The organism is Erwinia sp. B116, from assembly GCF_002865965.1.
Lineage (GTDB): Bacteria > Pseudomonadota > Gammaproteobacteria > Enterobacterales > Enterobacteriaceae > Erwinia.
The window spans coordinates 33,970-50,953 of sequence record NZ_JRZZ01000021.1; the positions used below are offsets into that span (position 1 = coordinate 33,970).

Here is a 16,984-nt window from a genome sequence, read left to right on the forward strand (position 1 = left end):
CTTTAAATTCCCCAAAGTGTTTGTAGGGGAATTGTAATAAGAATGTGATCCCCCTATACTGCGGCCAGGTCTCCGGAAAACCCTGCTGTAGGAGCCACCCAGCGTTTCATGCGCGCTATTATCTGACACTGGACGTTTGTAGTTTTAGTGCCTGCGCAAAGTTTCACGTGTGACGCTGTCTGAGCCCCCCTTCAGGACCGGAGGAAGCAAAATAAGAAAGGCTGTGTGGGCAAAACCGTGAAAAAACAAAGACCTGTCAACTTGGATCTCTCTACGATCCGGTTTCCCGTAACTGCAATAGCGTCCATTCTCCACCGCGTATCCGGGGTGATCACCTTTGTGTCGATCGGGATATTGCTCTGGTTACTGGGTCTCTCGCTCTCTTCTCCCGAAGGTTTCGATCAGGCATCCGCCGTGATGACCAGCTTCTTCGCCAAATTCATTATGTGGGGCATTCTCACTGCGCTCGCTTATCACATTGTGGTCGGTATTCGCCACATGCTGATGGATTTCGGCTACCTGGAAGAAACCTTAGAGGCGGGTAAACGTTCCGCGCATATTGCTTTCGCTATCACTGTCGTGCTGTCTGTTCTTGCAGGAGTCCTCGTATGGTAAGTAACGCTTCTGCACTGGGTCGCAACGGAATCCATGACTGGCTGCTGCTGCGCGCTGCCGCCATGGTAATGACCCTTTATGTGCTTTATATCCTCGGCTTCCTGATCATGTCAGGGCCACTGACTTATGACATCTGGCATGGCTTCTTTGCCTCCCCGGTAACCAAAGTTTTCACGTTGCTGACGCTGTTGTGCATTCTGGTTCATGGCTGGATTGGCATGTGGCAGGTACTGACCGACTACATTAAACCGCTGGCGCTGCGTATGGTGCTGCAGCTGGTGATTGTGGTCGCGCTGTTCGTCTATGCAATTTACGGAACTGTTGTCGTGTGGGGTGCGTAATGAAGTTGCCAGTAAGAGAATTTGATGCCGTGGTGATCGGCGCGGGTGGTGCAGGTATGCGCGCCGCCTTACAGATCTCCCAGTCGGGCCAGAGCTGTGCCCTGCTGTCTAAAGTATTTCCAACCCGTTCCCATACCGTGTCTGCGCAGGGCGGTATCACCGTTGCGCTGGGTAACACCCATGAAGATGACTGGGAATGGCACATGTACGACACCGTTAAAGGCTCCGACTATATCGGTGACCAGGACGCGATTGAATATATGTGTAAAACCGGTCCGGAAGCGATTCTGGAACTGGAACATATGGGTCTGCCGTTCTCCCGCCTGGACGATGGCCGTATCTATCAGCGCCCGTTTGGTGGCCAGTCGAAAAACTTCGGCGGCGAGCAGGCGGCACGCACCGCGGCGGCGGCAGACCGTACCGGTCACGCCCTGCTGCACACCCTCTACCAGCAGAACCTGAAAAACCACACCACTATCTTCTCTGAATGGTATGCGCTGGACCTGGTGAAGAATGCTGACGGTGCGGTGGTCGGTTGCACCGCGATGAATATCGAAGACGGTGAAGTGGTTTACTTCAAGGCCAAGGCAACGGTGCTGGCCACCGGCGGTGCCGGACGCATCTACCAGTCCACCACCAACGCCCATATCTGTACCGGTGACGGCGTCGGTATGGCGCTGCGCGCCGGCGTGCCATTGCAGGATATGGAAATGTGGCAGTTCCACCCGACCGGCATCGCCGGCGCGGGCGTGCTGGTGACTGAAGGCTGCCGTGGGGAAGGCGGTTACCTGCTGAACAAACACGGCGAGCGCTTTATGGAGCGTTACGCACCGAATGCCAAAGATCTCGCCGGTCGTGACGTGGTCGCGCGTTCCATCATGATCGAAATCCGCGAAGGCCGCGGCTGCGATGGCCCGTGGGGCCCGCACGCCAAGCTGAAACTGGACCACCTCGGTAAGGATGTGCTGGAAGCTCGCCTGCCGGGCATCCTTGAACTGTCGCGCACCTTTGCCCACGTCGACCCGGTCAAAGAGCCGATTCCGGTGATCCCAACCTGCCACTATATGATGGGCGGTATTCCTACCCGCGTCAGCGGCCAGGCACTGACGGTCAACGAGCAGGGTGAAGACGTGCTGATCCCGGGCCTGTTTGCGGTCGGTGAGATCGCCTGCGTTTCGGTGCACGGTGCTAACCGTCTTGGCGGCAACTCGCTGCTGGACCTGGTGGTATTTGGCCGCGCGGCAGGCCTGCATCTGGCGGAATCGATCGCCGAGCAGGGAACCCTGCGTGACGCCACCGAAGATGAAGTTAACGCTGCGATGGCGCGCTACAACCGCTGGGACAACAACACCACCGGTGAAGACCCGGCCGAGCTGCGTAAAGCGCTGCAGTCCTGCATGCAGAACAACTTCTCGGTGTTCCGTGAAGGTGATGCGATGGCGAAAGGGCTGGAGGAGCTGAAAGTGCTGCGTGAACGTCTGCACAACGCCCGCCTGGACGATCGTTCCAGTGACTTCAACACCCAGCGTGTGGAGTGCCTGGAGCTGGATAACCTGATGGAAACGGCTTATGCCACCGCGCTGTCGGCCAACTTCCGCACCGAAAGCCGTGGCGCGCACAGCCGCTTCGATTACCCTGAGCGTGACGATGCGAACTGGTTATGCCATACCCTGTATCTGCCGCAAAACGACAGCATGACGCGCCGTGAAGTGAACATGCAACCGAAACTGCGTGCGGCCTTCCCGCCGAAAGCGCGTACCTACTAGTTTGCGGAGAGAGACATGAAACTCGAATTTTCCATCTATCGCTACAACCCGGATGTCGATGATGCGCCGCGCATGCAGGATTATACGCTGGAGTCGGAAGACGGCCGTGACATGATGCTGCTGGACGCGCTGATGCGTCTGAAAGAGCAGGATCCGACGCTGGCCTTCCGTCGCTCCTGCCGTGAAGGCGTCTGTGGCTCAGACGGCATCAACATGAATGGTAAAAATGGCCTCGCCTGCATTACCCCGGTGTCCGCGCTGGGGAACGGCAAGCAGAAAATTGTTATCCGCCCGCTGCCCGGCCTGCCGGTGATCCGCGATTTGGTGGTGGACATGGGGCAATTCTATGCTCAGTATGAGAAGATTAAGCCTTACCTGTTGAATAATGGGAAAAATCCACCGTCCAGGGAGCATTTACAGGCCCCTGAGCAGCGTGAAAAACTGGATGGCCTGTACGAGTGTATACTTTGTGCCTGTTGTTCAACCTCGTGCCCGTCGTTCTGGTGGAACCCCGACAAGTTCGTCGGTCCGGCTGGCCTGCTGGCGGCGTACCGTTTCCTGATTGACAGCCGTGATACCGAAACGGATGCCCGTCTGGATAATCTGAACGATGCTTTCAGCGTATTCCGCTGTCACAGCATTATGAACTGTGTGAGCGTGTGTCCGAAAGGGCTCAACCCGACCAAAGCCATCGGCCATATCAAGTCGATGCTGCTGCAACGGGGCGCATAACGGCAAAAATATGCACAAAATCATTCAGGGTGCATCAAGGCGGCAAACGAGTGAATCCCCGGGAGCATAGGCCGCTATGTGACTGGGGTGAATGAGAGCAGCCAACGCAGAGGCAGCGTGAAGGATGACGTGCATATCCGGGAACCTCAGGTTCCCGGTGTTTTAACAGGCGATCTTTGGAAGGTGTTTTGGGCTGATTTGCCGCCTGAGACGTCTCGCAAAGGTTCCCTTACGGGCCGCTGCTCGTATCGAAGAACCGTATATGGTAAGCCGTTAACGCGGCACGGGACTTGCAAAGGTTCCTTCAATAACCACGGCGAAAAAAAGCATAATGCTTAAGGGATCACAATGCAGAACAGCGCGATGAAACCCTGGCTGGACTCATCCTGGCTGGCCGGCGCGAACCAGTCCTACATAGAGCAGCTCTATGAGGACTTCCTGACCGATCCTGACTCTGTTGACGATGCCTGGAAATCGCTTTTCCAGCAGCTTCCGGGGACGGGAGTTAAACCAGAGCAGTTTCATTCCACCACGCGTGAATACTTCCGCCGTCTGGCGAAAGATGCTACGCGCTACACGGCCTCCGTCAGCGATCCGGAAACCAATGCCAAACAGGTAAAGGTCCTGCAGCTGATCAACGCCTTCCGTTTCCGCGGCCATCAGCAGGCCAATCTCGATCCGTTAGGCCTGTGGAAGCAGGATACGGTGCCGGATCTCGATCCGGCCTGGCACGGCCTGACCGATGCCGACCTGCAGGAAAGCTTCAACGTAGGCTCGTTTGCGATCGGCAAAGAGACGCTGAAGCTGGCCGATCTGTACGCCGCGCTGAAACAGACCTACTGCGGCTCGATCGGGGCCGAGTACATGCATATGACCAACACGGAAGAGAAACGCTGGATCCAGCAGCGTATCGAATCGGTGGTGGGGCAGGCTTCCTTCTCCTCTGAAGAGAAGAAGGGCTTCCTGCAACAGCTGACCGCAGCGGAAGGGCTGGAGCGCTATCTGGGCGCGAAATTCCCCGGTGCGAAGCGTTTCTCCCTGGAAGGCGGCGACGCGCTGGTGCCGATGCTCAACGACATGATCCATCATGCCGGCAAGAGCGGTACGCGTGAAGTGGTGCTGGGTATGGCGCACCGCGGCCGTCTGAACGTGCTGATTAACGTGCTGGGCAAAAGGCCCCAGGATCTGTTCGACGAGTTCTCCGGCAAGCATAAAGAACACCTCGGCACCGGTGACGTTAAGTACCATATGGGCTTCTCGTCCGACGTGGAAACCCCCGGCGGCATGGTACACCTGGCGCTGGCGTTTAACCCTTCTCACCTTGAGATCGTCAGCCCGGTGGTGATGGGCTCGGTGCGTGCGCGTCTTGACCGCATGGATGAACCGGGTTCCAACAAAGTGCTGCCGATTACCATCCACGGTGATGCGGCGGTGATCGGCCAGGGCGTGGTGCAGGAAACGCTGAACATGTCGGCGGCCCGCGGTTATGAAGTGGGCGGTACCGTGCGTATCGTGATCAACAACCAGGTTGGTTTCACCACCTCTAATCCGAAAGACGCCCGTTCAAGCCAGTACTGTACCGACATCGGTAAAATGGTGCTGGCCCCGATCTTCCACGTTAACGCGGACGATCCGGAAGCGGTGGCCTTTGTCACCCGCCTGGCGTTGGATTTCCGTAACACCTTTAAACGCGACGTGTTTATCGATCTGGTGTGTTACCGCCGTCATGGTCACAACGAAGCGGATGAGCCTAGCGCCACCCAGCCGGTGATGTACCAGAAGATCAAGAAACACCCGACTCCGCGTAAAATCTACGCGGACAAGCTGGAATCTGAACAGGTTGCCAGCCTGGAAGATGCCACGGAAATGGTCAACCTGTACCGTGACGCGCTGGATGCCGGTGAATGCGTGGTGCCGGCATGGCGTCCGATGAGCCTGCACTCCTTTACCTGGTCACCGTATCTGAATCACGACTGGGATGAAGGGTATCCGGAAAAACTGGACCCGCAGCGTCTGCAGTCGCTGGCGAAACGCATCAGCACGGTGCCGGACGCGGTTGAGATGCAGTCCCGCGTGGCGAAAATCTACAACGATCGCGCTGAAATGGCCGCCGGCAACAAGCCGTTCGACTGGGGCGCAGCAGAAAACCTGGCCTACGCCACGCTGGTTGATGAAGGTATTCCGTGCCGCCTCTCAGGTGAAGACATGGGCCGTGGCACCTTCTTCCACCGTCATGCGGTGATCCATAACCAGTCCAACGGCTCGACTTACACCCCGCTGCAGCACGTGCACAACGGCCAGGGCGTGTTTAAGGTCTGGGACTCCGTGCTGTCGGAAGAAGCGGTACTGGCGTTCGAGTACGGCTATGCAACGGCAGAGCCGCGTACCCTGACCATCTGGGAAGCGCAGTTCGGTGACTTCGCCAACGGTGCGCAGGTGGTGATCGACCAGTTCATCAGCTCCGGCGAGCAGAAGTGGGGCCGTATGTGTGGCCTGGTGATGCTGCTGCCGCACGGCTACGAAGGCCAGGGCCCTGAGCACTCCTCCGCGCGTCTGGAACGCTATCTGCAACTTTGCGCCGAGCAGAATATGCAGGTGTGCGTGCCGTCCACGCCGGCGCAGGTTTACCATATGCTGCGTCGCCAGGCGTTGCGTGGTATGCGCCGTCCGCTGGTGGTGATGTCGCCGAAGTCGCTGCTGCGCCATCCGCTGGCGGTCTCGTCGCTGGAAGAGCTGGCCGACGGAGCCTTCCGTCCGGCGATTGGCGAGATCGACGATCTCGACCCGCAGGGCGTGAAGCGCGTAGTGCTCTGTTCCGGTAAAGTCTATTACGACCTGCTGGAAAAACGCCGTAAAAATGAGCAAAGCAATGTGGCGATTGTGCGTATCGAACAGCTCTATCCGTTCCCGCACAAAGCCGTACAGGAAGCGTTGCAGCCGTATGCCCATGTTCATGATTTTGTCTGGTGTCAGGAAGAGCCGCTGAATCAGGGCGCATGGTACTGCAGCCAGCACCATTTCCGCGAAATCGTGCCATTTGGGGCTTCATTACGTTATGCCGGTCGTCCTGCATCCGCATCGCCGGCCGTGGGTTACATGTCCGTTCACCAGCAGCAGCAGCAAGATCTGGTTAATGACGCGCTGAACGTAGATTAATTAAAGGAAAGAAAATGAGTAGCGTAGATATTCTTGTTCCCGACCTGCCTGAATCCGTTGCTGATGCAACCGTCGCCACCTGGCATAAAAAGCCGGGTGATGCGGTGACCCGTGATGAAGTGCTGGTGGAAATTGAAACTGACAAAGTGATCCTGGAAGTGCCTGCTGCTGCGGACGGCGTGCTGGAAGCCATCCTTGAAGACGAAGGTGCCACCGTCACCTCTCGCCAGTTGCTGGGGCGCCTGAAAGAAGGCAACAGCGGCGGCAAAGAGACCTCGGTTAAAACCGAAAGCAAGGACTCTACGCCAGCCCAGCGTCAGACTGCCTCGCTGGATGAAGAAAGCAACGACGCGCTCAGCCCGGCCATTCGCCGCCTGATCGCCGAGCACAACCTCGATGCGTCTGCCATTAAAGGCACCGGCGTCGGTGGCCGTCTGACCCGTGAAGATGTGGAAAAACATCTGGCACAGGCTCAGGCGAAAGCCCCTGCTGCCAAAGCACCTGAGACTGCACCGGTGGTGCAGGCAGGCCGCAGCGAGAAGCGTGTACCGATGACCCGCCTGCGTAAGCGCGTGGCCGAACGTCTGCTGCAGGCGAAAAACAGCACCGCGATGCTGACCACCTTCAATGAAGTCAACATGCAGCCGATCATGGCACTGCGTAAGCAGTACGGAGATGCCTTCGAGAAGCGCCACGGCGTGCGCCTGGGCTTTATGTCCTTCTACATCAAAGCGGTGGTAGAAGCGCTGAAGCGTTATCCGGAAGTGAACGCCTCGATCGACGGTGAAGATGTGGTCTACCACAACTACTTCGACGTCAGCATCGCCGTCTCCACGCCGCGTGGCCTGGTGACGCCGGTACTGAAAGACGTTGATGCGTTGAGCATGTCGGACATCGAGAAGAAAATCAAAGAGCTGGCGATTAAAGGCCGTGACGGCAAGCTGACCGTTGAGGAGCTGACCGGCGGTAACTTCACCATCACCAACGGCGGCGTATTCGGTTCGCTGATGTCGACGCCGATCATCAACCCACCGCAGAGTGCGATCCTTGGTATGCACGCGATCAAAGATCGTCCGATGGCGGTGAATGGTCAGGTGGTGATCCAGCCGATGATGTATCTGGCGCTCTCTTACGACCACCGCCTGATCGACGGACGTGAGTCCGTGGGTTACCTGGTGGCGATTAAAGAGCTGCTGGAAGATCCGGCGCGTCTGCTGCTGGACGTTTAAACCTTGCAGAGCACGGCCAGCGCCGTGCTCTGTTCTATGTGTAGCCACAACGGTGGCTAAGTCTTTTCAGACCTGAATGGATAGAACATCATGAACTTACACGAATATCAGGCAAAACAGTTGTTTGCACGGTATGGCTTACCGGCACCAACCGGTTACGCCTGCACCACGCCACGTGAAGCTGAAGAAGCCGCCTCTAAAATTGGCGCCGGCCCGTGGGTTGTGAAATGTCAGGTTCATGCCGGTGGCCGCGGTAAAGCGGGCGGCGTGAAGGTTGTTAACAGCAAAGAAGACATTCGTGCGTTCGCCGAAAACTGGCTGGGCAAAAACCTGGTGACCTATCAGACTGACGCAGGCGGTCAGCCGGTTAATCAGATCCTGGTTGAAGCAGCGACCGATATCGACAAAGAGCTGTACCTGGGTGCCGTAGTGGACCGTGCGACCCGTCGCGTAGTGTTTATGGCCTCAACCGAAGGCGGCGTGGAAATCGAGAAAGTGGCGGAAGAGACTCCGCATCTGATCCACAAAATGGCGCTGGACCCGCTGACCGGTCCACAGCCTTACCAGGGCCGTGAGCTGGCGTTCAAGCTGGGCCTGACCGGTAAGCAGGTTGGCCAGTTCACCAAGATCTTTATGGGTCTGGCGACGCTGTTCCTGGAGCGCGACCTGGCGCTGGTTGAGATCAACCCGCTGGTGATCACTAAGCAGGGCGACCTGGTGTGTCTCGACGGTAAACTGACCGCCGACAGCAACGCCATGTTCCGTCAGCCTGAGCTGCGCGAAATGCGTGACCCAAGCCAGGAAGATGCCCGTGAAGCCCACGCAACGCAGTGGGAACTGAACTACGTGGCGCTGGAAGGCAATATCGGCTGCATGGTTAACGGAGCCGGTCTGGCGATGGGCACCATGGACATCGTGAAGCTGAGCGGTGGCCAGCCGGCCAACTTCCTGGACGTTGGCGGCGGCGCGACCAAAGAGCGCGTGACCGAAGCCTTTAAAATCATCCTGTCTGACGATGCGGTGAAAGCGGTCTTCGTTAACATCTTCGGCGGCATCGTTCGCTGTGACCTGATTGCTGACGGTATCATCGGTGCCGTGGAAGAAGTCGGCGTCAACGTACCGGTTGTGGTCCGTCTGGAAGGTAACAATGCTGAGCTGGGCGCGAAAAAACTGGCAGACAGCGGATTGAATATTATTGCAGCAACCAGCCTGAGTGACGCGGCACAGCGCGTTGTTGCCGCAGCGGAGGGTAAATAATGTCCATTTTGATCGATAAAAACACCAAAGTGATCTGCCAGGGTTTCACCGGCGGTCAGGGTACCTTCCACTCTGAGCAGGCGCTGGCCTACGGTACGCAGCTGGTTGGCGGCGTCACTCCGGGTAAAGGCGGCACTGAGCACCTTGGCCTGCCGGTGTTTAACACCGTGCGCGAAGCGGTAGAAGCCACCGGCGCCACCGCCTCGGTGATCTACGTTCCGGCTCCGTTCTGCAAAGACGGTATCCTGGAAGCGATTGAAGCGGGCATCAAACTGATCATCACCATCACCGAAGGCATCCCGACGCTGGATATGCTGACCGTGAAGGTGAAGCTGGATGAAGCCGGCGTGCGCATGATTGGCCCGAACTGCCCGGGTGTCATCACTCCAGGCGAATGTAAAATCGGCATCATGCCTGGCCACATTCACCAGCCGGGCCGTATCGGCATCGTTTCCCGTTCCGGTACCCTGACCTATGAAGCAGTCAAGCAGACCACCGACATCGGCTACGGCCAGTCGACCTGCGTCGGTATCGGCGGTGACCCGATCCCAGGTTCAAACTTCATCGACATCCTGAAACTGTTCCAGGATGACCCGCAGACCGAAGCGATCGTGATGATCGGTGAGATTGGCGGCAGCGCGGAAGAAGAAGCCGCAGCGTTTATCAAAGAGTACGTGACCAAGCCGGTCGTCGGCTATATCGCCGGCGTTACCGCGCCGAAAGGCAAGCGTATGGGCCACGCCGGTGCGATTATCGCCGGTGGCAAAGGCACCGCAGACGAGAAGTTTGCTGCGCTGGAAGCGGCCGGTGTGAAAACCGTGCGTAGCCTGGCGGACATCGGCGACGCGGTGAAAGCCGTACTGCCACAGTAAGCTAAACTCTTGCGATATCAGGGCTGCCTTCGGGCGGCCCTTTTTGTTTCTTCCGGCGGCAGGTAGCGCAAAGCCACGGGCTGGCTGGCCTGGTTAATAAAATTTTAAATTACGGGAATTATCATTTACCGTAACAGGTGGCATAAGCGGATGGTGCATTCACCTTTTACTTTATAAAGTTATACAATAATTTCACAACTCTCCTCTCCGGCACAGTTGCCTCGTCAGATTATTATTCTGGATCAATAAATGCCGATTTATACCTGGGTATTTATCTGGAATTGCCGTCTCCGATAGGGTTAAATTGCGCCACATCAATGATGGATAGATCGTTGATTCATTGAATTTTGATGTAAGACAAGAAAAGAATATTGTCATCGAAAACCACTTTAATCCTGTGGGGAGAAAGGCGTATCATCACTGCGCAATCTCACCACCAGAAATTTTAAATCCGTCTTTGCCCTGGGGCTCAGCTGCGCTGAGGCGTGCTGCATTGCGCCTGTAGCCAGGGTTCAGGAACGCGGTTTTCGTTATTACCGGGGGCACGAATAAGTAAATGCGTTTCTGACTCATTTATTTAAGGCTGCTCCCTTTAGCGGAGCAAGGAGTTATCATGTTTGATATTGTCGAACTGTCACGTTTACAGTTTGCATTGACGGCGATGTATCATTTCCTGTTTGTGCCACTGACGCTGGGTATGGCGTTTTTACTGGCCATTATGGAGACGATCTACGTCCTGTCAGGTAAACAAATTTATAAAGATATGACTAAGTTCTGGGGCAAGTTATTTGGCATTAACTTTGCGCTGGGCGTGGCCACCGGACTGACTATGGAGTTCCAGTTCGGCACCAACTGGTCCTATTACTCGCACTACGTTGGCGATATCTTCGGTGCGCCGCTGGCGATCGAAGGCCTGATGGCGTTCTTCCTTGAATCCACCTTTGTTGGCCTGTTCTTCTTTGGCTGGGATCGGCTGGGTAAAGTGCAGCATATGGCGGTTACCTGGCTGGTGGCGCTGGGCTCAAACCTGTCGGCGCTGTGGATTCTGGTGGCCAACGGCTGGATGCAGAACCCGGTAGCCTCTGAGTTCAACTGGGAAACCATGCGCATGGAGATGGTCAGCTTCTCCGAGCTGGTGCTCAACCCGGTCGCACAGGTGAAATTCGTCCACACCGTGGCGGCAGGCTACACCTGCGGCGCGATGTTTATTCTCGGGGTCAGCGCTTACTACCTGCTGCGCGGCCGCGACGTCGCCTTTGCCAAACGCTCGTTTGCGGTGGCCGCCAGCTTCGGTATGGCGGCGATTCTGTCAGTCATCGTGCTGGGGGATGAGTCCGGCTACGAAATCGGTGACGTGCAGAAAACCAAACTGGCCGCCATTGAAGCTGAGTGGGAAACCCAGCCGGCACCCGCGGCCTTTACCCTGTTCGGCATTCCCGACCAGGACAAACAGGAAAATCACTTCGCCATTCAGATCCCGTGGGCGCTGGGGCTGATTGCCACCCGTTCCGTCGATAAACAGGTCACCGGCCTGAAAGAGCTGATGAGCCAGCACGAAGTGCGTATCCGCAACGGGATGAAAGCTTACACCCTGCTGCAGGAACTGCGTGGGGGTAGCCAGGATCCGGCGGTGCGTACGGCCTTTAATGCGGCGAAACAGGATCTCGGTTACGGGCTGCTGCTGAAGCGCTATACGCCAGCAGTTGCGGATGCCAGCGAAGCGCAAATAAAACAGGCGGTACAGGACTCAATACCACGTGTTGCACCGCTTTATTTCTCATTCCGTATTATGGTTGCCAGCGGCATGCTGATGCTGCTGATCATCGGACTCTCCTTCTGGACGGTGATCCGTAACCGCATCGGTCAGTGGCCACTGTTGCTGAAATGCGCGCTGTACGGTATTCCACTGCCGTGGATTGCTATCGAATCTGGCTGGTTTGTTGCCGAATATGGCCGTCAGCCGTGGGCAATTGGTGAAGTATTACCAACGGCTGTCGCTAACTCATCGCTTACCGCCGGGGATTTGCTGTTTTCAATGGGACTAATCTGCGGGCTCTACACGCTGTTCATCGTAGCGGAGATGTACCTGATGTTCAGGTTTGCCCGTCTTGGGCCGAGCAGCCTGAAGACCGGACGCTATCACTATGAACAGCCCGAGCCACGTTTGCAGACCGTACGTTAAGGGAGAAACAAAGCGATGTTAACTTATGAACTGATGCGTTTTATCTGGTGGCTGCTTATCGGCATCCTGTTTATCGGCTTCGCGGTCGCCGACGGCTTCGACATGGGGGTCGGCATGCTGACCCGCATTCTCGGCCGCACCGATACCGAGCGACGAGTGATGATTAACAGCATTGCGCCACACTGGGATGGCAACCAGGTGTGGCTGATCACCGCCGGTGGTGCGCTGTTCGCCGCCTGGCCAATGGTCTACGCTGCGGCGTTCTCCGGTTTTTACGTGGCAATGATCCTGGTGCTGGCCTCGCTGTTCTTTCGTCCAGTGGGCTTTGACTACCGTTCAAAGATTGAAGACTCGCGCTGGCGCGGCATGTGGGACTGGGGCATCTTCATCGGCAGCTTTGTGCCGCCGCTGGTGATCGGTGTGGCTTTTGGCAACCTGCTGCAGGGCGTGCCGTTCCATATCGACAGTGACCTGCGTCTGTTCTATACCGGCAATTTCTTCCAGCTGCTGAATCCGTTTGGCCTGCTGGCCGGCATCGTCAGCCTGACCATGATTCTGGCACAGGGAGCGACCTACCTGCAGATGCGCACCGTTGGCGTACTGCATCAGCGTGCCCGCTGCGCGGCGCAAATTTCCGCGCTGGTGATGATGGTCTGTTTCGCGCTGGCCGGCGTCTGGGTAGTTTATGGTATCGATGGCTACGTGGTGACCTCGGCGCTGGATCACAACGGCGTCTCCAATCCGCTGCTGAAAACGGTGGGCCGCGAGGCCGGTGCCTGGCTGGTTAATTTCAATCACACGCCGGTACTGTGGCTGATTCCGTTACTGGGCGTGGTGCTACCGCTGCTGACCATCCTGTTTTCACGGCTGGAGAAAGGCGCCTGGGCGTTCCTGTTCTCCTCACTGACGCTGGCCTGTGTGATCCTGACGGCCGGCGTAGCGATGTTCCCGTTCGTGATGCCCTCCAGCACCGTGCCGGGTGCCAGCCTGACGATGTGGGATGCGACCTCGACGCTGCTGACGCTGAAGGTGATGACCGTGGCCGCGATGATCTTCGTGCCGCTGATCCTCATCTATACCAGCTGGTGTTACTGGAAGATGTTCGGCCGGGTGACCAATGAACAGATTGAAAACAACACCCACTCACTCTACTGAATAGGAGCGATATCATGTGGTACTTTGCCTGGATCCTTGGCACGCTGCTGGCCTGTGCCTTCGGAATTATCACCGCGCTGGCGCTGGAACATGTTGAGGCCAGCAACGCAGAAGGCGACCAGTAATGGGGCAGGGGGTAAGCCGTCTGTATCAAATGATGGACAGATGCCCCCTGCGGGCGCTGTCGCTGGCCGCCGCGCTGCTGCTGGCGGGCTGTATCTTCTGGGACCCGGCGCGCTTTGCCGCCAACAGCGGCCATCTGGCTATCTGGCAGGGGCCGTTGCTGATCTGGGCGGTGTGCAGTGGGGTGATCCACGGCGTCGGCTTCAGCCCGCGGCGCCTGCGCTGGCAGGGGGTATTTTCGCCGCTGCCGGCGTTAGTCCTGCTGGTCTGCGGCATCGTTTTCTTCTATTGCTAATACGGTTACCGTCCGCCAATGCCTGGCTGCCCAATCGGCCAGGTGTACTGTCGACAATCTAACCGATGTTTGTCTGTTTTTACCTCTATAATTGTCAATCTTTGTTTGCCAAACGTACTGACTTCCAATAAGTTGTTACCGTTCAATAATTATTTTCGTTCCCCTCTGGCAATCCATTCCCAAGCCCTATGCTCTTGCGTATAGTAGCAACGTTTTCGGGTACCAACGTTTAATGCATTACCGGGATGTAGAGTGAGTACAACGCTGTTTCGATGGCCGGTGCGGGTCTACTATGAAGACACAGATGCCGGCGGCGTGGTTTACCACGCCAGCTACGTTGCTTTTTATGAACGGGCACGCACTGAGATGCTGCGTCAGCGCCATTTCAATCAACAGGCACTGCTGGAACAGCAGGTGTCCTTTGTCGTGCGTCGAATGACGGTCGATTACCTTGCTGCCGCACGTCTGGACGATCTGCTCAGCGTGGAGTGCCAGGTGATTGCCATGAGCCGCACGACCATGACGTTCGCTCAGCGCATTCTGAATGCCGATGGGCGTGTACTCAATGAAGCAGAAGTCCTTATTGCCTGCATCAATCCACATCTAATGAAGCCGATAGCGCTTCCCAAGTCTATTGTCGCGGAGTTCAAGCAGTGGCTGACATGAATGTTCTTGATTTGTTCCTGAAGGCGAGCCTTCTGGTAAAACTGATCATGTTAATTTTAATCGGATTCTCCATCGCCTCCTGGGCGGTGATCATTCAGCGCACCCGTATTCTGAATGCGGCGACACGGGATGCAGACGCTTTCGAAGATAAGTTCTGGTCGGGTATCGAACTGTCGCGCCTCTACCAGGAGAGTCAGGCCCGACGCGATGAGCTCGGGGGTTCGGAGCAGATTTTCTACGCCGGCTTCAAAGAGTTTGCCCGCCTGCACCGCGCGAATAACCACGCGCCGGAAGCGGTAGTGGAAGGGGCGACCCGTGCCATGCGCATCTCGATGAACCGTGAGCTGGAAGCGCTGGAAAACCATATTCCGTTCCTCGGCACCGTCGGTTCAATCAGCCCGTATATCGGCCTGTTTGGTACGGTATGGGGGATCATGCACGCTTTTATCGCTCTCGGTGCGGTAAAACAGGCCACCCTGCAGATGGTGGCACCGGGTATTGCCGAAGCGCTGATCGCCACCGCGATTGGTCTGTTTGCGGCGATCCCGGCGGTTATGGCTTATAACCGTCTGACCCTGCGCGTGAACAAGCTGGAGCAGAACTACGACAACTTTATGGAAGAGTTCACGGCTATCCTGCACCGTCAGGCTTTCACCAGCGACGCCAGCAAGTAAGTCGGAGGTTTCACATGGCCAGAACGCGTGGTCGCGGTCGTCGCGACATGAAGTCTGAGATCAACATCGTTCCGCTGCTGGACGTACTGCTGGTGCTGCTGCTGATCTTCATGGCAACCGCACCGATCATTACCCAGAGCGTTGAGGTCGATCTTCCGGACGCAACAGATTCCAAAACCGTCTCCACCAATGATAATCCGCCGGTGATTGTTGAAGTGTCCGGCGTCGGGCAGTACAGCCTGGTGGTCGATCACGACCGCATGGAGCAGTTACCGTCTGAGCAGGTCGTCGCCGAAGCACAGCGTCGTATCACTGCCGATCCGAAGACCGTGTTCCTGATCGGCGGTGCGAAAGAGGTGCCCTACGAAGAGATCATCAAGGCGCTTAACTTGCTGCATCAGGCAGGCGTGAAGTCTGTCGGATTAATGACGCAGCCGATTTAATTCATTCGAACCGTTTTTGGGAATCGAGAGTGTCGAAGGCAACCGAGCAAAACGATAAGTTAAAACGTGCGATAACCCTCTCAGTGATCCTGCATGTTGTGCTGATCGCTCTGCTGGTATGGAGCTCGTTTGACGAAAATCTCGACGCCAGCGGCGGCGGTGGCGGCGGTAGTGATATCAGTGCCGTCATGGTCGATCCTGGTGCGGTGGTAGAACAGTATAATCGCCAGCAGAATCAACAGAGTGACAGCAAACGCGCCGAGCAGCAGCGCCAGAAGCAGGCGAAACAGCAGGCGGAAGAGCTGCAGCAGAAACAGGCGGCAGAACAGCAGCGGCTGAAACAGCTGGAGAAAGAGCGTCTGCAGGCGGCTGAACAGGCCAAAGCGGAAGCGGCCGAGCAGGCAGCCGAGCAGAAACAGGCGCAGGAAGCCGCGAAGCAGGCCCAGCAGGAGCAGAAGCAGGCCGAAGCCGCCGCCGCGAAAGCGAAGGCTGAAGCCAAAGCCGAAGCCGATGCCCAGGCGAAAGCGTCAGCAGACGCCGCTGCAAAAGCCAAAGCCGATGCGAAAGCGCAGGCGGATGCCCAGGCGAAAGCCGCCGCTGATGCACAGAAAAAAGCGCAGGAAGACGCCAAAGCGGCGGCTGCCGATGCGAAGAAAAAAGCGGAAGAACAGGCTAAGCAGGCTGCCGCAGAAGCAGCTAAAGTAAAAGCTGCTGCCGATGCTAAAGCCAAAGCGGCTGCGGATGCGAAAGCGGCGCAGGAAGCGAAAGTCCAGGCGGCGGCGGAAGCCAAGGCACAGGCCGCTGCGGAAGCGAAAGCCGCAGCAGCAGAAGCCAAAGCACAGGCTGCCGCAGAAGCGAAAGAACAAGCTGCGGCAGAGGCTAAAGAGAAGGCTGCCGCCGAGGCGAAAGCGAAAGCCGATGCTGCTGCGAAAGCCAAGGCCGATGCGGCAGCCAAAGCCAAAGCCGATGCCGCCGCGAAGAAGAAAGCGGCAGCTGAGGCGGCGAAAGAGGCCGGTGACGTGGGCGATCTGCTCGGCGACCTGACTTCAGGTAAGAATGCGCCGAAATCAGGTAAAGCGGGCGGGGGTGCCGGTGCCGCACCGGGTGAAGGTAACCAGAAGAAAGCGGGCGCTTCAGGTGCCGCGATCGACAGCTACCTGGGCCAGGTGAAAGGCGCGATTCAGAGCAAGTTTTACGATGCTGATACCTTTGCGGGCAAAACCTGCGATGTGCGTATCAGCCTGGGATCGGATGGTCTGCTGATTTCTGCCAAGTCCGCAGGTGGTGACCCGGCACTCTGTCAGGCAGCCATCAACGCGGCTAATTCGGCAAGAATTCCGAAGCCACCGAGTCCGGAAGTGTGGCAGGCGGTTAAAAACGCGACGCTGGAATTCAAACCGTAAACGTGCGTTTACCAGCGGTGTGTTGAACTCTGAGCAACATGCCGTACTCTTAGGTTTGTTGATACAAGGCTAATT

General features: G+C 57.0%; 16 protein-coding genes. All 16 read left to right on the forward strand.

Features of this window, described 5'->3' with window-relative positions; genetic code table 11:
• Window positions 1-225: 225 nt before the first annotated feature.
• The 16 genes from sdhC (at window position 226) to tolA (ending at window position 16,909) form a co-directional block, all read left to right on the forward strand.
• On the forward strand, window positions 226-615 hold the full coding sequence (sdhC, locus tag NV64_RS14725; RefSeq protein ID WP_056239882.1) for a succinate dehydrogenase cytochrome b556 subunit: 390 nt from the start codon (window positions 226-228) through the stop codon (window positions 613-615).
• Entirely contained in the window at window positions 609-956 is a 348-nt protein-coding gene (gene sdhD / locus NV64_RS14730; RefSeq protein WP_056239877.1) for a succinate dehydrogenase membrane anchor subunit, read from the forward strand. The genes sdhC and sdhD overlap by 7 nt, the downstream gene beginning before the upstream one ends.
• Entirely contained in the window at window positions 956-2,722 is a 1,767-nt protein-coding gene (gene sdhA, locus NV64_RS14735) for a succinate dehydrogenase flavoprotein subunit (protein ID WP_056239875.1), read from the forward strand. The genes sdhD and sdhA overlap by 1 nt, the downstream gene beginning before the upstream one ends.
• Before the next feature lie 15 nt (window positions 2,723-2,737).
• Window positions 2,738-3,454, forward strand: a complete 717-nt coding sequence (locus NV64_RS14740) for a succinate dehydrogenase iron-sulfur subunit (protein WP_056239872.1) — start codon at window positions 2,738-2,740, stop codon at window positions 3,452-3,454.
• A gap of 348 nt (window positions 3,455-3,802) precedes the next feature.
• Complete coding sequence (sucA, locus tag NV64_RS14745; RefSeq protein ID WP_056239868.1) at window positions 3,803-6,610, forward strand: 2-oxoglutarate dehydrogenase E1 component; 2,808 nt, start codon at window positions 3,803-3,805, stop codon at window positions 6,608-6,610.
• A 14-nt stretch (window positions 6,611-6,624) separates the two neighbouring features.
• A complete protein-coding gene (gene odhB / locus NV64_RS14750; RefSeq protein WP_101506198.1) occupies window positions 6,625-7,839 on the forward strand; it encodes a 2-oxoglutarate dehydrogenase complex dihydrolipoyllysine-residue succinyltransferase in 1,215 nt (404 codons plus the stop codon).
• Window positions 7,840-7,929: 90 nt separating this feature from the next.
• Window positions 7,930-9,096 carry an ADP-forming succinate--CoA ligase subunit beta gene (sucC, locus tag NV64_RS14755; RefSeq protein ID WP_056239861.1) on the forward strand — a complete coding sequence of 389 codons (1,167 nt, stop codon included), beginning with the start codon at window positions 7,930-7,932 and terminating at the stop codon, window positions 9,094-9,096.
• Window positions 9,096-9,968: a succinate--CoA ligase subunit alpha gene (gene sucD, locus NV64_RS14760; RefSeq protein WP_056239857.1), complete on the forward strand. Its 873-nt coding sequence runs from the start codon at window positions 9,096-9,098 to the stop codon at window positions 9,966-9,968. Before sucC ends, sucD begins: the two co-directional genes overlap by 1 nt.
• Window positions 9,969-10,581: 613 nt before the next feature.
• Entirely contained in the window at window positions 10,582-12,150 is a 1,569-nt protein-coding gene (gene cydA, locus NV64_RS14765) for a cytochrome ubiquinol oxidase subunit I (RefSeq protein WP_056239855.1), read from the forward strand.
• A gap of 15 nt (window positions 12,151-12,165) precedes the next feature.
• On the forward strand, window positions 12,166-13,305 hold the full coding sequence (cydB, locus tag NV64_RS14770; protein WP_101506199.1) for a cytochrome d ubiquinol oxidase subunit II: 1,140 nt from the start codon (window positions 12,166-12,168) through the stop codon (window positions 13,303-13,305).
• 14 nt (window positions 13,306-13,319) lie between these two features.
• Window positions 13,320-13,430, forward strand: a complete 111-nt coding sequence (gene cydX / locus NV64_RS14775; protein ID WP_056239847.1) for a cytochrome bd-I oxidase subunit CydX — start codon at window positions 13,320-13,322, stop codon at window positions 13,428-13,430.
• Window positions 13,430-13,723, forward strand: a complete 294-nt coding sequence (ybgE, locus tag NV64_RS14780; protein WP_101506200.1) for a cyd operon protein YbgE — start codon at window positions 13,430-13,432, stop codon at window positions 13,721-13,723. The genes cydX and ybgE overlap by 1 nt, the downstream gene beginning before the upstream one ends.
• 252 nt (window positions 13,724-13,975) lie before the next feature.
• The gene (ybgC, locus tag NV64_RS14785; protein WP_101506201.1) at window positions 13,976-14,389 is read left to right on the forward strand and encodes a tol-pal system-associated acyl-CoA thioesterase; all 414 of its coding nucleotides are present in this window, start codon (window positions 13,976-13,978) and stop codon (window positions 14,387-14,389) included.
• A complete protein-coding gene (gene tolQ, locus NV64_RS14790) occupies window positions 14,386-15,063 on the forward strand; it encodes a Tol-Pal system protein TolQ (protein WP_199177668.1) in 678 nt (225 codons plus the stop codon). Before ybgC ends, tolQ begins: the two co-directional genes overlap by 4 nt.
• A 14-nt stretch (window positions 15,064-15,077) precedes the next feature.
• Window positions 15,078-15,506: a colicin uptake protein TolR gene (tolR, locus tag NV64_RS14795; protein WP_056239837.1), complete on the forward strand. Its 429-nt coding sequence runs from the start codon at window positions 15,078-15,080 to the stop codon at window positions 15,504-15,506.
• 29 nt (window positions 15,507-15,535) lie between these two features.
• Window positions 15,536-16,909 (forward strand): cell envelope integrity protein TolA, encoded by a 1,374-nt coding sequence (gene tolA / locus NV64_RS14800; protein ID WP_056239834.1) that lies wholly within the window; start codon window positions 15,536-15,538, stop codon window positions 16,907-16,909.
• Window positions 16,910-16,984 lie beyond the last annotated feature (75 nt).

Coding starts and splice junctions, on each gene's coding strand:
- sdhD (WP_056239877.1), top strand. CDS start 609: ATGGTAAGTAACGCTTCTGCACTGGGTCGCAACGGAATCCATGACTGG.
- sdhA (WP_056239875.1), top strand. CDS start 956: ATGAAGTTGCCAGTAAGAGAATTTGATGCCGTGGTGATCGGCGCGGGT.
- NV64_RS14740 (WP_056239872.1), top strand. CDS start 2,738: ATGAAACTCGAATTTTCCATCTATCGCTACAACCCGGATGTCGATGAT.
- sucA (WP_056239868.1), top strand. CDS start 3,803: ATGCAGAACAGCGCGATGAAACCCTGGCTGGACTCATCCTGGCTGGCC.
- odhB (WP_101506198.1), top strand. CDS start 6,625: ATGAGTAGCGTAGATATTCTTGTTCCCGACCTGCCTGAATCCGTTGCT.
- sucC (WP_056239861.1), top strand. CDS start 7,930: ATGAACTTACACGAATATCAGGCAAAACAGTTGTTTGCACGGTATGGC.
- sucD (WP_056239857.1), top strand. CDS start 9,096: ATGTCCATTTTGATCGATAAAAACACCAAAGTGATCTGCCAGGGTTTC.
- cydA (WP_056239855.1), top strand. CDS start 10,582: ATGTTTGATATTGTCGAACTGTCACGTTTACAGTTTGCATTGACGGCG.
- cydB (WP_101506199.1), top strand. CDS start 12,166: ATGTTAACTTATGAACTGATGCGTTTTATCTGGTGGCTGCTTATCGGC.
- cydX (WP_056239847.1), top strand. CDS start 13,320: ATGTGGTACTTTGCCTGGATCCTTGGCACGCTGCTGGCCTGTGCCTTC.
- ybgE (WP_101506200.1), top strand. CDS start 13,430: ATGGGGCAGGGGGTAAGCCGTCTGTATCAAATGATGGACAGATGCCCC.
- tolQ (WP_199177668.1), top strand. CDS start 14,386: ATGAATGTTCTTGATTTGTTCCTGAAGGCGAGCCTTCTGGTAAAACTG.
- tolR (WP_056239837.1), top strand. CDS start 15,078: ATGGCCAGAACGCGTGGTCGCGGTCGTCGCGACATGAAGTCTGAGATC.